The sequence below is a fragment of the Micromonospora sp. NPDC049836 genome, from assembly GCF_044465125.1.
Classification (GTDB): Bacteria; Actinomycetota; Actinomycetes; order Mycobacteriales; family Micromonosporaceae; genus Micromonospora.
Map to the genome: position 1 here is coordinate 36,744 of NZ_JBITLH010000003.1, position 13,073 is coordinate 49,816.

General features: G+C 73.3%; 14 protein-coding genes. 5 read left to right on the top strand and 9 right to left on the bottom strand.

What is annotated here, in order from left to right:
• Window positions 1–338: 338 nt before the first annotated feature.
• Both ACIBPB_RS08085 and ACIBPB_RS08090 read right to left on the bottom strand, forming a co-directional pair.
• A complete protein-coding gene (locus tag ACIBPB_RS08085) occupies window positions 339–989 on the bottom strand; it encodes a DedA family protein (protein ID WP_396838870.1) in 651 nt (216 codons plus the stop codon).
• Between the two features lie 63 nt (window positions 990–1,052).
• Window positions 1,053–1,415 (bottom strand): VOC family protein, encoded by a 363-nt coding sequence (locus ACIBPB_RS08090; RefSeq protein ID WP_357323281.1) that lies wholly within the window; start codon window positions 1,413–1,415, stop codon window positions 1,053–1,055.
• A gap of 157 nt (window positions 1,416–1,572) precedes the next feature.
• Here ACIBPB_RS08090 and ACIBPB_RS08095 point away from each other — a divergent pair, with 157 nt between their 5' ends.
• On the top strand, window positions 1,573–4,428 hold the full coding sequence (locus ACIBPB_RS08095) for an aconitate hydratase (protein WP_396838871.1): 2,856 nt from the start codon (window positions 1,573–1,575) through the stop codon (window positions 4,426–4,428).
• A gap of 65 nt (window positions 4,429–4,493) precedes the next feature.
• On the opposite strand, the gene ACIBPB_RS08100 is transcribed toward ACIBPB_RS08095, so the two are convergent.
• Window positions 4,494–4,808 (bottom strand): hypothetical protein, encoded by a 315-nt coding sequence (locus ACIBPB_RS08100; RefSeq protein ID WP_396838873.1) that lies wholly within the window; start codon window positions 4,806–4,808, stop codon window positions 4,494–4,496.
• Between the two features lie 88 nt (window positions 4,809–4,896).
• Here ACIBPB_RS08100 and ACIBPB_RS08105 point away from each other — a divergent pair, with 88 nt between their 5' ends.
• On the top strand, window positions 4,897–5,664 hold the full coding sequence (locus tag ACIBPB_RS08105) for a DUF5753 domain-containing protein (RefSeq protein WP_357323273.1): 768 nt from the start codon (window positions 4,897–4,899) through the stop codon (window positions 5,662–5,664).
• Window positions 5,655–5,840 carry a DUF397 domain-containing protein gene (locus tag ACIBPB_RS08110; protein WP_357323270.1) on the top strand — a complete coding sequence of 62 codons (186 nt, stop codon included), beginning with the start codon at window positions 5,655–5,657 and terminating at the stop codon, window positions 5,838–5,840. The genes ACIBPB_RS08105 and ACIBPB_RS08110 overlap by 10 nt, the downstream gene beginning before the upstream one ends.
• Before the next feature lie 114 nt (window positions 5,841–5,954).
• Here the strand turns inward: ACIBPB_RS08110 and ACIBPB_RS08115 are convergent, their stop codons facing one another.
• Window positions 5,955–6,359, bottom strand: a complete 405-nt coding sequence (locus ACIBPB_RS08115) for an SRPBCC family protein (protein ID WP_396838874.1) — start codon at window positions 6,357–6,359, stop codon at window positions 5,955–5,957.
• Between the two features lie 94 nt (window positions 6,360–6,453).
• Between ACIBPB_RS08115 and ACIBPB_RS08120 the strand changes: the two genes are divergently transcribed.
• Window positions 6,454–7,230: a hypothetical protein gene (locus ACIBPB_RS08120; RefSeq protein WP_396838875.1), complete on the top strand. Its 777-nt coding sequence runs from the start codon at window positions 6,454–6,456 to the stop codon at window positions 7,228–7,230.
• Window positions 7,231–7,240: 10 nt separating this feature from the next.
• Here the strand turns inward: ACIBPB_RS08120 and ACIBPB_RS08125 are convergent, their stop codons facing one another.
• A complete protein-coding gene (locus ACIBPB_RS08125; RefSeq protein WP_396838876.1) occupies window positions 7,241–7,972 on the bottom strand; it encodes an SDR family oxidoreductase in 732 nt (243 codons plus the stop codon).
• Between the two features lie 94 nt (window positions 7,973–8,066).
• Between ACIBPB_RS08125 and ACIBPB_RS08130 the strand changes: the two genes are divergently transcribed.
• On the top strand, window positions 8,067–8,915 hold the full coding sequence (locus ACIBPB_RS08130; RefSeq protein ID WP_396838877.1) for a LysR family transcriptional regulator: 849 nt from the start codon (window positions 8,067–8,069) through the stop codon (window positions 8,913–8,915).
• Window positions 8,916–9,044: 129 nt separating this feature from the next.
• Here the strand turns inward: ACIBPB_RS08130 and ACIBPB_RS08135 are convergent, their stop codons facing one another.
• The 4 genes from ACIBPB_RS08135 to ACIBPB_RS08150 form a co-directional block, all read right to left on the bottom strand.
• Window positions 9,045–9,653 carry an ATP/GTP-binding protein gene (locus ACIBPB_RS08135; RefSeq protein ID WP_046563368.1) on the bottom strand — a complete coding sequence of 203 codons (609 nt, stop codon included), beginning with the start codon at window positions 9,651–9,653 and terminating at the stop codon, window positions 9,045–9,047.
• Complete coding sequence (locus ACIBPB_RS08140) at window positions 9,634–10,023, bottom strand: DUF742 domain-containing protein (protein ID WP_357323253.1); 390 nt, start codon at window positions 10,021–10,023, stop codon at window positions 9,634–9,636. Before ACIBPB_RS08140 ends, ACIBPB_RS08135 begins: the two co-directional genes overlap by 20 nt.
• Window positions 10,020–10,445, bottom strand: a complete 426-nt coding sequence (locus ACIBPB_RS08145) for a roadblock/LC7 domain-containing protein (RefSeq protein ID WP_046563370.1) — start codon at window positions 10,443–10,445, stop codon at window positions 10,020–10,022. Before ACIBPB_RS08145 ends, ACIBPB_RS08140 begins: the two co-directional genes overlap by 4 nt.
• A gap of 67 nt (window positions 10,446–10,512) precedes the next feature.
• Entirely contained in the window at window positions 10,513–13,017 is a 2,505-nt protein-coding gene (locus ACIBPB_RS08150) for a nitrate- and nitrite sensing domain-containing protein (protein ID WP_396838878.1), read from the bottom strand.
• Window positions 13,018–13,073: the final 56 nt, after the last annotated feature.

Sequence of the window (13,073 nt, forward strand, 5' to 3'; positions counted from 1 at the left end):
CGGCAGCCCGAGCAACACCCGAAAGGGCCCGACCCCACAGGGGTCGGGCCCTTTCGGCACGTCAACCGCCAGAACCAACTCGACGCCGCCCGCCCCGGAGCCGTCCAGGTCGACGCCGCCAGCCCGGGAGCCGACCAACCCGGCACCGCCCGCCCGGGAGCCGACCAACTCGACGCCGCCAGCCCGGGAGCCGACCAACCCGGCACCGCCCACCCGGGAGCCGACCAACCCGGCACCGCCAGCCCGGGAGCCGCCCGGGAGCCGTCCAGGTCGACGCCGTCAGGCGGGGCGTCGTCCAACTCGGCGCGGTCTGGCGGGGAGTTGTCGCGCGGGAGCGGTCAGCGGTCGCCGGCCGGTACCCGCTGCGCCTCGTCCGGCACCTCCACGGCCGCCGGCCGGTGCGCCCGGCGGCGCAGCCACCAGGTGCTGACCACGCCGGCCAGCACGGCCAGCGCCAGGCCGGCCCAGGAGAGGTCCTTGAGCCAGTGCTCGGCCGCCCGCCCCACGCTGAAGAGCAGGTACGTCGTGCCGAACGCCCAGACCAGGCCGCCGGCCGCGTTGGCCAGCAGGAAGCGGCGGTAGGGCACGTGCAGGGCGCCGGCCAGGGGCCCGGCGAGGATCCGCAGCAGGGCCACGAAGCGGCCGAAGAAGACGGCCCAGACGCCGTGCCGGGCGAAGCTCTGTTCGGCGCGGGCGAGCTGCGCCGGGCCGAGGTGCTTCGGGAAGCGCCGGCCGAGCCGGACCAGCAGGGGACGCCCGCCGCGCCGGCCGATGGCGTACCCGATGGAGTCGCCGACGATGGCCCCGGCCGCGGCGGCGGTGGCCACCCAGTGGGGTTCGATCACCCCGGTGGCGGCCAGCAGCGCGGAGCTGACCAGCACGATCTCGCCGGGCAGCGGCACGCCCATGCTCTCCACGCCGATCACCGCGGCGACGATCAGGTAGGCGACGCCCGGGGGAAGCGCGGCGAGCAGGTGTTGTACGTCCACCACACCCACCCCTTCCGGTCCGACCTCGAACCCTACCCGGGAGCGGGCGGCCGAACCGCCTCGTCAGCCGGTGGTCACCGGGGCGAGGAACTCCAGCCGGTTGCCGTGCGGGTCGTGGGTGTGGAACCGCCGCATGCCGGGAACCTCCTCGTCACCCCAGGTGACGGGATGGCCGGCGGCGGTCAGCCGGGCGGCGAGCGCGTCGAGGTCGGGGCGGAGCAGCGCGGGATGCGCCTTCCGGGCGGGCCGGAAGTCGTCCTCGACGCCCAGGTGCAGTTCGGCGTCGTACCCAGTGAACCAGCAACCACCGCGGGCGGCGAGGGCCGGTGGTTTGGCCTTCTCGGTCATGCCGAGCAGGCCCGTGTAGAAGGAGCGGGACAGCTCCTCGGAGCCGCGTGGGCAGGCGAGCAGGACGTGGTGGATCATGGAGGCACCTCCTCGTCCCGAACCCTGACACGAGGTTGCGCGGATAGCAAGACGGACGTACGGTTTTGTTGGAAGCACGGCCGGGTAAGTGTTGCCTAAGCGCGGCGGCGCCCCGGCCGGTGCGACAGACTGCTCAGGACTACTCACGGTCGCTGGTGTGAAGGAGTACGACGTGGCGAGCCTCGACACCTTCGGTGCGAAGACCCAGCTACGCGTCGGAGACGCGAGCTACGAGATTTTCAAGATCGGCAAGGTGGAGGGCCACGACCGGCTGCCCTACAGCTTGAAGATTCTGCTGGAGAACCTGCTGCGGACCGAGGACGGCGCGAACATCACCGCCGACCACATCCGCCAGCTCGGCGCGTGGGACGCCAGCGCCGACCCGAGCGTGGAGATCCAGTTCACCCCGGCCCGGGTGCTGATGCAGGACTTCACCGGCGTGCCCTGCGTCGTGGACCTGGCCACCATGCGGGAGGCCGTCCGCGACCTCGGCGGCGACGCCACCAAGGTGAACCCGCTCGCCCCGGCCGAACTGGTCATCGACCACTCCGTCATCGCCGACCTGTTCGGTCGCGAGGATGCCTTCGAGCGCAACGTCGAGCTGGAGTACCAGCGCAACAAGGAGCGCTACCAGTTCCTGCGCTGGGGCCAGACCGCGTTCAACGAGTTCAAGGTCGTCCCGCCGGGCACCGGCATCGTGCACCAGGTCAACATCGAGTACCTGGCCCGCACGGTGATGGAGCGCAACGGCCAGGCGTACCCGGACACCGTGGTCGGCACCGACTCGCACACCACCATGGTCAACGGCCTGGGCGTGCTCGGCTGGGGCGTCGGTGGCATCGAGGCCGAGGCCGCGATGCTCGGCCAGCCGGTCAGCATGCTCATCCCCCGGGTCGTCGGCTTCAAGCTCTCCGGTGAGATGCCGGCCGGCACCACCGCCACCGACCTGGTGCTCACCATCACCGAGATGCTGCGCAAGCACGGCGTGGTCGGCAAGTTCGTCGAGTTCTACGGCCCGGGCGTGAGCGCGGTGCCGCTGGCCAACCGGGCCACCATCGGCAACATGTCGCCGGAGTACGGCTCGACCGTGGCGATCTTCCCGATCGACAGCGAGACCGTCCGCTACCTGCAGCTGACCGGTCGCGACCCGCAGCAGGTCGCGCTCGTCGAGGCGTACGCCAAGGAGCAGGGCCTCTGGCACGACCCGGACCACGAGCCGGAGTACTCCGAGCGCCTGGAGCTGGACCTCGGCACCATCGAGCCGTCCCTGGCCGGCCCGAAGCGCCCGCAGGACCGGGTGCCGCTGGGCTCGGCCAAGACGCTGTTCCGCTCGGCGCTGACCGACTACGTGGCCGCCGACGAGACCGGCGGCGACCCGGGCCGCAAGCCCGGCGTGCCGCAGCAGGAGAAGCCCTTCGGCGCCGACGGCCCGGCCGACGAGGCGTCCGCCGAGTCCTTCCCGGCCAGCGACTCCCCGGCCAACGGCATCAACGACCCGGCCGACGCCCCGCGGGACCTGGAGACCGCCGCGGTCGGCGCGGGTGGCCGGGCCAGCAACCCGGTCCGGGTGACCGCCGCCGACGGCGTCGAGTACGAGTTGGACCACGGCGCCGTGGTGATCGCCGCGATCACCTCCTGCACCAACACCTCCAACCCGCAGGTCATGATCGGCGCCGCGCTGCTGGCCCGCAACGCGGTGGAGAAGGGCCTGAACCGCAAGCCGTGGGTGAAGACCACCCTGGCGCCGGGCTCCAAGGTCGTCATGGACTACTACGACCGCGCCGGCCTCACGCCCTACCTGGAGAAGCTCGGCTTCAACCTGGTCGGCTACGGCTGCACCACCTGCATCGGCAACTCCGGTCCGCTGCCCGAGGAGGTCTCCGCCGCGGTCAACGAGGGCGACCTGGCCGTCGTCTCGGTGCTCTCCGGCAACCGCAACTTCGAGGGCCGGATCAACCCGGACGTCAAGATGAACTACCTGGCGTCCCCGCCGCTGGTGGTCGCGTACGCGCTCGCCGGCACCATGGACATCGACCTGGCCAACGAGCCGATCGGCGAGGACGCCCAGGGCAACCCGGTGTTCCTGCGGGAGATCTGGCCGAACAGCGCCGAGATCCAGGACGTCATCGCCTCGGCGATCGGCGCCACCGGCTTCAGCTCCGCGTACGCCGACGTGTTCGCCGGTGACGAGCGTTGGCAGTCGCTGCCGACCCCGACCGGCGACACGTTCTCCTGGGACGGCGAGTCCACCTACGTGCGCAAGCCCCCGTACTTCGAGGGCATGGCAAAGGACCCGCAGCCGGTGCGGGACATCGCCGACGCGCGGGTGCTGGCCAAGCTGGGCGACTCGGTGACCACCGACCACATCTCCCCGGCCGGCTCGATCAAGGCGGACTCCCCCGCCGGCAGGTACCTGGCCGAGCACGGCGTGGCCCGGCACGAGTTCAACTCGTACGGCTCCCGCCGGGGCAACCACGAGGTGATGATCCGCGGCACCTTCGCCAACATCCGGCTGCGCAACCAGCTCGTCCCGGGTGTGGAGGGCGGCTTCACGGTCAACCACCTGACCGGCGAGCAGACCTCGATCTACGACGCCTCGGTGGCCTACCAGGAGGCGGGTGTCCCGCTGGTCATCCTGGCCGGCAAGGAGTACGGCTCCGGCTCGTCGCGCGACTGGGCGGCCAAGGGCACCATGCTGCTCGGCGTCAAGGCGGTCATCGCCGAGTCGTACGAGCGGATCCACCGCTCGAACCTGATCGGCATGGGCGTCCTGCCGTTGCAGTTCCCGGTCGACACCACCGCCGAGTCGCTGGGCCTGACCGGCACCGAGACGTTCTCGATCAGCGGCGTCACCGCGCTCAACGACGGCGACACCCCGCGCACGGTGAAGGTCACCACCGACACCGGCGTGGAGTTCGACGCCGTGGTCCGCATCGACACCCCCGGTGAGGCGGACTACTACCGGCACGGCGGCATCCTGCAGTACGTGCTGCGCCGCATGATCGCCAACTGAATCGCGTACGACTCGTCGACGGCCGCTTCCCGCTCCGGCGGGGGGCGGCCTTCGCCGTACCGCGGTCAGCGCAGCCGGAGCGCGACGGCGCGCGCCTCGGCGTCGGTGAGCGGCAGGAACCACAGGAAGCGCCGCACGATCGCGATCGGGTCCGGGCCGCCGGGCTGACCGCGCAGGTCACGGATGGCCTGCCGGGTGATCCGGGAGAACTCGGGGATCATCGTGGCGCGGCGGGTCGCGTCGGTGGGCGCGGCGCGCAGGGTCGGGCAGGGCCAGGGCTCGCCGCAGCGGTCGCAGCGCCAGGCCGGACCGCACGCGCGGTGTCCGGTCAGCGGCAGCACCACCCGGGGGTACGCCGATGTCGGCGTCGGATCGGTCATGCCTCCACCGTGCCGACGGTGCCCGTACAATCACACAGCGTTGTGTAATCTCCTTCGGACGGTTCTTTTGCTCCGGGGAGGAACGGGCATGAACCATGCCTTCGTCACCGCGCTGGCCGGCGCCGGCCTCACCGCCGAGAGCCTGGCGGAACGGCTCGGCCTGCACCCGAAGACGGTGGCCCGGTGGGCGAACCCCGGGCACATCCCGCAGAGCCGGCACCGCGCGACCGTCGCGAACCTGCTGGGCCAGCCGATCGAGGCGCTCTGGCCGGACGCGATCCGCCGCCGCGAGCCCGTGTGGTTCCGCCCGTGGGTCGACATCGAGCGCGAGGCGGTCGCGCTGCGTGCCTTCCAACTGGCCTGGGTGCCGGGCCTGTTGCAGACCGAGGCGTACGCGCGGGCGACGTTCATCGGTCAGCCGCTCACCCCCGACGAGATCACCGATCTGGTCACCGCCCGGCTGGACCGCCAGGCCGTCCTCACCCGGGCGCGCGGGCCGCTGTACGTCGTGGTGCTCGACGAGCAGGTGCTGCGCCGCGCCGCCGCCGGTGACCGGGCGCTGATGGCCGCGCAGGTGACCCATCTGGTCGCCTGCGCCGAGCTGCCGAACGTGCAGCTCCACGTGGTGCCCCTGGACACGCCCAGCTATCCCGGGCTGGACGGGCCGTTCGTCATCGCCGAACTGCGCGACGGCAACCGGGTGGCGCATGTGGACAGCCAGGCCCGCGCGCAGATCATCGAGCAGCCCTCGGAGATTGCTACCCTGGAGCGTCGGTGGGAACGCATCCGGGGCGAGGCCCTGCCCCGCGCGCGGACCCTGGAACTGCTGAGGGAAGTTGCGGCGGCATGGAGCTGAGCGGCGCCCGGTGGCGCAAGAGCACCCGCAGCGGCGGCAACGGCGGCGACTGCGTCGAGGTCGCCGCCAACCTGCCCGGCGTGGTCGGCGTACGCGACTCGAAGGACCCGGCCGGGCCGGTGCTCACCTTCACCCCGGCGGCGTGGACCCGGTTCCTGACGCTGGCCCGCCGCTGAGCTCGCACCCGCCGTCACGCACGCCGGCTCACCAGGGCAGTCAGGGCGACCGACGTCGTACCGCGACGACGACCATTCAGGCCCCACCGCGCGCTCGCGGCCCGAAGCCACCGGTCACAGCTCCGCCGACTCCAGCACGGCCTTGAGCCGGGCCAGGTCGGCCTCGACGAGCGCGGTGTCCCGGTCGAAGTCCGCGTCGCTCATGCCGGGCATCCGCCGCAGGCTGAACACCACCTCGGTGGCGTCGCCGTCGGCGATGGCGCGCAACGGCACGTACACCGTCTCGCCCGACGGCGTCAGCACCTCGTGGTCGAGCACCCCGTACTCGTTGGCCGGCGCGAACGTCAGCCGAGCCCGCCCCTCGGGGGTGTCGACGAACCACTGGCCGTCGACCCGGATCACCGAGCCGCCGAGGCCCGGCGCCCAGCGGGACAGGTTCGCCGGGTCGGCGGCGAAGGCGTAGACCTCCGCGACCGGGCGGTCGATGGGGACGCTGAGGTGTCGGGATTCGCTGGCCATCCGCCGATGATGGCACGGGGGTCCGACGCTCGCGGTCACCTGAGCCGCCGGAAACCGGGACGCACCGCCGGGCGGGCGCCGGTAGCGTGCCGGCGTGGGACTCGACGCGTTCGTGTACTGCCGGTGCTGGCAGGACGGCCTCGCCACGCCGTGCCCGGTCGGCCCGGTCGGCTACGACGAGGACGGCTGGCTCGCGCTGTTGCGGCCGTGGAAGGGCAACCAGGCCGCACACGCCACGTTCGACGCCTGGCTGAAGGGCGCGTGCCCGCACCAGGCCATGGAGCAGGCGACCGAGCACGTGTCCAACTGGGCCGGCGTACGGCTGTTCCAGCAGGCGCTGCGCACCGCGGGCACGGAGCGCTTCCCGACGCTCGCCACCGCGCTCCCGGGCGTCAACGGCGGCTCGTTGCCGGCCGACCGGGCGGCGGTAGCGCTCGCCGAGCTGGACGCGTTCGCCCGCGCCGACCGGCTCGCGGACGAGGTGGAGCTGATCGACGAGGCGACCGGCCGGGTGCTGATGCAGTACGTCGAGAGCTACCACGGGGTGTTCATGTTCGGCCCGGGCTTCCAGGCCGGCGTCGACCCGGACGGCTTCTTCGTCCTCGACCGCGCCGACCCGCCGGCCACGCTGTTCCGGGCCAGCCGGTTCACCCAGCGGCCGCTGCCCGGCGACCGGGTGGAGTTCACCGTCGGCGGGGCACGGACGGTCCTGACGATGCGACCGGTGGGCGAGCACGGCGAGCCGCCGCCCGAGCGGCTCGCGGTACGGACCCGGAGCCGGTCGGGCGACGACTTCGCCTACCTCGTGGAGCCGCTGCGCCGGCTGTGCGCCGCGGCGGTGGCCACCGGCAACCCGGTGCTGTGGTGCTGACCAGCCCCGCTCACCACGGGATCACACCCGCGTCCTCGAAGTACCCGCCGGTCGGCCCGTCGTCGGGCAGCGTCGCCAGATGGATCGCGATCGCCGCGCCCTGCTGCGGGGTCCGCACGCCCCGGAAGCCGTTCAGGTCGGTCGCGGTGAACCCCGGGCAGCCGGCGTTGATCAGGATGTTCGTGTCGGCAAGCGCCCGCGCGTACTGGATGGTCACCGCGTTGAGCATGGACTTCGACGGCGAGTACGCCACGGACAGCGGCCCGGTCTGGTGTTCGCCTTCCGAGGCGCTCTGCCGGGCCAGCGAGCCGACGCCGCTGGACATGTTGACGATCCGCGGCGACGCCGAGCGGCGCAGCAGCGGCAGCATCGCCTCGGTGACCCGGACCACGCCGATCACGTTCACCTCCACGGCCGTCCGCACGGTCGCCAGGTCGACGTCACCGGGGCGCTGCCGCCCGCCGCCGGTCACGCCCGCGTTGTTCACCAGCACGTCGAGACCGCCGGCCTCGGTCTCCAGCAGCCGCGCGGCGGCGGCCACGCTCGCGTCGTCGGTCACGTCCAGCGGTACGCCGAACGCGTCCACGCCGTCCGCGCGCAGCTTCGCCACGGCCGCCTCCCGGCGCTGCTCGTCCCGCGCGCCCACACCTACCCGCCAGCCGAGCGCCCCCAGGCCGGCCGCGATCTCGTACCCGATCCCCTTGTTCGCGCCGGTCACCAGCGCGATCGTCCGTTCGCTCATGGTGTCGATGCTGTCCGCGCGGCGTACCGGCCGCCAACACCGCTTCGGTAGCGTGCGATACCCGGACGGTATCGCCCAGGGGTAGGGTTGCCGGGTGGAGACCCGCGAGTTGCGCTACTTCGTGGCGGTGGCCGAGGAACTGCACTTCAGCCGCGCCGCGCGCCGCCTGGGCATCGCCCAGCCGCCGCTGTCCCGGGCGATCCGGCAGCTCGAGCGGCGGCTCGGGGTGACCCTGCTGGAACGGGACAGCCGCAGCGTCGCGCTGACCCCGGCCGGGTCGGTGCTGCTGCGGGAGGGCCGGGCCGCGCTCGACGCCGTGGCGGCCGCCGACCGCCGTACCCGCCGCGCCGGTCAGGCCGCGAACGGCGGCGCGGGGCTGGTGCTGGCGACGAAGGCGGGGGCATCGAGCGAGCTGCTGCCGAAGCTGCTCGACGCGTACGCCGCCGAGCCGGACGCCGTCCCCGTCGAGGTGCTGCTGTGCGGCATCGGCGAGCAGGAGCGGCTGCTGCGCGACGGGCGCGCCGACGTGGCGCTGCTGCACCGGCCGTTCGACTCGACCACCGGGCTGGACACCGAGGAACTGATCACCGAGCAGCAGGTGGTGATCCTGCCGGCCGGGCATCCGCTGGCCCACCGGCCACACCTGCGGATGGCCGAGGTGGCGAAGCTGCCCGACCTGCCGATGCCGCGGTGGCCCCGGTCCGACGGGTCGTATCCGCCCGGTCCGGGCCCCGAGGTCCGGGACCACGCCCAGCTGCTCCAACTGGTCGCGCTCGGGCGTACCTCGGTGGTGCTGCCGGAGTCGTGCCGGTCCCTCCTGCGGCCGGACGTGGCCGCCGTGCCGGTGCTGGACGCGCCCTCGGTGACCACCGTGATCGCCTGGCCGCCGCACAGCCGGTCCCGGGCGCTGGCCGACCTGGTCCGGACCGCCACCCGCCTCTGAGCCCCGCCCCTAGGTCAGCAGGCTCTTGCGCATCTGCTGGGTGACGACCCGGTAGACGCTCACCTCGGTCATGCCGGACACACTGCCATGGTTGCCCGGCCGCCACCGCCCCGCCGGCGGTGCCGCGGATCAGTCCTCGGCGGCCCGGCGGCGCGCCTCGCGCAGCTTCATGGCGTGCTCCAGCAGCGTGACCAGCACCTCCTTGGCCGACTCGCGTTCCCGCGCGTCACAGAGCACCACCGGTACGCCCGGGTCGAGGTCGAGCGCCGCCTGCACCTCGTCGAGCCGGTAGTTCCGGGCGCCCTCGAAGCAGTTCACGGCGACCACGAACGGGGTGCCACGCCCCTCGAAGTAGTCGATCGACGGGAAGCAGTCGGCCAGCCGGCGGGTGTCGGCGAGCACCACGGCGCCGATCGCGCCGAGCGCCAGCTCGTCCCAGACGAACCAGAACCGGTCCTGGCCCGGCGTGCCGAACAGGTAGACCACCAGGTCGTCGCTGATGGTGATCCGGCCGAAGTCCATCGCCACCGTGGTGGTCGACTTGCCCTCCACCCCGGACAGGTCGTCGATGCCGACGCCGGTCTCGGTCAGCACCTCCTCGGTCCGCAGCGGGCGGGTCTCGCTGACCGCGCCGACCAGGGTGGTCTTGCCGACGCCGAAGCCCCCGGCGACCAGGATCTTGATCGCGGTGGGCAGCGGTGCCGCACCCGCCGGTCGCTCAGAGCGCCCGTAGTCCATTGATAACCGCCTCGAAGACACTTTCATCGGGAAGGCCGGCGGAGGTCGCGCGCGGCTCACGGACCTGCACCAGGCTGCGGGCCACCAGGTCGCCGAGGAGCACCCGGACGGTGCCCACCGGCAGGTCGAGGTGGGCGGCGATCTCCGCCACCGACTGGATCCGCTGGCAGAGCGCGACGATGGCGACGTGCTCGGGCCCCAGCCCGGACTCCGCGCCCGCGTCCGCCCGGGTCGCCGTGACCAGGGAGATCAGGTCGAACGTGCCGGTCACCGGGCGGGCCCGGCCACCGGTCACCGCGTACGGGCGGACCACCGGACCGGCGTGGTCGTCCACCCACTCGTCCGCCGCGGACTCCCTCCCGCCGGTCATCGCGCCGGATTCTCGCCGGCGGACGGTTCCCGGGTCGGTGAGGCGACGAACCGCCCGACCCGGGTGACCAGCATCGCCATCTCGTAGGCGATCAGGCCGACGTCGGCGTCCTCGGCCGCCAGCACGGCCAGGCAGGCGTTGCGCCCGGCCGCGGTGACGAAGAGGAACGACGACTGCATCTCGATGATGGTCTGCTGCACCTGGCCGCCGCCGAAACGCTTGCCGGCGCCCCGGGCCAGGCTCTGGATGCCGGCCGCCATGGCCGCCAGGTGCTCGCCGTCGTCCCGGCTGAGCCCTCGCGACGAGGCCATCAGCAGGCCGTCGGTGGAGAGCGCCACGGCGTGTTCCGCCGCCTTGACCCGGCCCACCAGGTCATCCAGCAGCCAGGTCAGGTCCGCGCTCGAAGCCGTCTTCTGCGCCACTCGTCGTCCTCTTCTCCCCGGTTGGTGTCGCCGTAATCGTCTGCGGTTCGCCGCCGCGGCGTCTCCGTCAGGTCGCCTGTTCGTCTCCCGGGTCCGGCCCGCCGTTGACGCCGTGCGCCCCGCCGAGCAGCCGCGCCGCGTCGGTGCGCCCGCGCCGGGTGCCGCTCTGGTAGGAGGTCATCATCCGGCGCACCTGCTCCGGCGGGCGCACCGTGTCCTCGTCCGGCTCGTCCGCCACGGTGGCCGTGTCGACGCGCAGTTCGGGCGCGAGACTCGCCTGGCGTACCCGGACGGGCAGACCGGAGCCGGTCGACCCGTCGGCGTCACCATCCGCCGCCGGCTCGGCGGCACCCCCGGGCACCACCGCCGGCTCGGCGGCCCCGCCGGGCGCCGCCGCCGGCTCGGCAGCGTCGGGCGCCACCGCCGGGCTCGCGGGCGTACCGGCCGGCGCCGGCCGCCGGCGCACACGCGCCGGCAGCCCGGACGGGGTGAGCCGGGGCGCCTCGGCCGCCACCTCGGCCGGCTCCGGCGCCGGCTCGGCGTCCGACCCGGTCTCCGCGGCGGTCTCGACGGCGGTTCCGGTGGCGGTCGCCGGCTCCGTGCCGGCCCCGGCCTCGGCGCCCGGCGCCGCCGGGGCGCTCCCGCCGGTCCCGGCACCGGCCCGGAAGCCGCCCGAGGTCTCCGCGTCCGGCCCGTTGTCGGTGACCAGCTCGCGCGGGATCAGCACGACGGCCGTGGTGCCGCCGTACGCGGACTCCTTGAGCTGCACCTTCACGCCGTGCCGCTCGGTGAGCCGGCTGACCACGTAGAGGCCGAGCCGGGCGGCGTCGGCGAGGTTCAGCTCGGACCGGTCCACGATGCGGTGGTTCGCGGCGGACAGTTCCTCCTCGCCCATGCCGAGGCCGCGGTCCTCGATCTCGATGGCGAAGCCGTTGCCGACGAGCTGGCCGCGCACCTCGACCGTGGTGTGCGGGGGCGAGAAGGAGAGCCCGTTCTCGATCAGCTCGGCCAGCAGGTGGATGACGTCACCGACGGCCCGGCCGGCGAGCGAGACCGGCCCGAGCGGCAGCACCTTGACCCGGGTGTAGTCCTCGACCTCGGCCACCGCGCCGCGCACCACGTCGACCATGGGCACGTTGCGCCGCCAGGCCCGACCCGGGGTGGACCCGGAGAGGACGATCAGGTTCTCCGCGTTGCGCCGCATCCGGGTCGCCAGGTGGTCGACGCGGAACAGGTCCTCCAGCTCCTCCGCGTCGTGCTCCCGGCGTTCCATGGCGTCGAGGAGGGTGAGCTGCCGGTGCACCAGGGCCTGGGTCCGTCGGGCCAGGCTGAGGAAGACCTCGCGGACGCTGCGGCGCAGCTCGGCCTGCTCGACAGCGGTCCGGATCGCGGTCTCCTGCACGACGTTGAACGCCCGGCCCACCTGACCGATCTCGTCGGCGCCGAACTCCAGCGGGGGCGCCTCCCGGGCGACGTCCACCTCGTCGCCCCGGCCGAGCCGTTCGACCACGCCCGGCAGCTGCTCGTTCGCCAGCCGGAACGCGGCGTCGCGCAGCCGCTCCAGCTGCCGGACCAGCGCCCGGGCCGTGGTGATCGAGACCACGATGGACGCGATGACGGCGATGAGGCCGAGGCCGGCGGCGAGCACCATCCGGATGATCACCCAGACGGCCACCGGTTTGGCCCGGTCCACGAGCGCGTCGCCGGCGGCCAGCACCGCGGCTTCCTGCTCGTCCAGCGCCGGCGTGATGGCCGCCTGCCACTCGGTGGCCGCCACCGGCAGCGGCCGGTCCGGCCGCCCGTCCTTCATGAGCCGGTCCTCGAGCGTCCGCAGCCGGGTGAAGGACGGGCTCGCCGTCATCCGCGCGTACCGGTCCCGGTCGGCGGCGGGCAGCTCGGCGATCGCCTCGCCGGCGAGGAACCGCTGCGCCCCGACCAGCCGGGCGAAGAGGATGTATTCCTGCTCGGTGATCCGGCCGGCCGCCGCCACGCCGGCGTAGAGGGCATCCTCCTGGGACATCAGCTCGCGTACCCGTACCAGCTGGGTGAGGGTCGAGGTGTCCTTGGCGATGTTCTCGTCGTCGAGCTTGCCCAGGGCCGCGTACATCCGGAAGAGCGAGTCCAGCACGCCGCTGTACGCGGCCGCGGCGCCCCCCCGGTCGATGGAGCGGGCCGCCACCTCGTCGCGCACCGGGCCCAGGGAGTCCAGCCGGTCGGCCACCTCGTCGATCCGCTGCACCAGCTCGTCGCTGGCCGCCGCGCGGGCCCGCCAGGAGCGGGCGGAGGCCACGAAGGCGGTCGCCAGCTCCTCGCTGCGCTGGCGCTGCTCGCGCAACTGCTCGACCTGCTTCGGCGAGGGCTGGCCCAGGTACGCCACCGACATCCGGCGTTCCTCCTGCAACGCCGTACGCAACGATTCGCTGGGCTCGGCGACCTGGGCGTCCAGCGTCTGCACGCCGAGCACGTTCAGTCCATCCTGGAGGGTCACCCAGGCCGCGAACGCCCAGAGCGCGGCCAGCGAGACCAGCAGGGCCACGACCTTGGTGCGCAACCGTGTAGTGCGGGAGCCCATCACACCGTCCCTGGCTGATCCTGACCGACGTTCGCCGATGGCCGAAACGTTCGAAG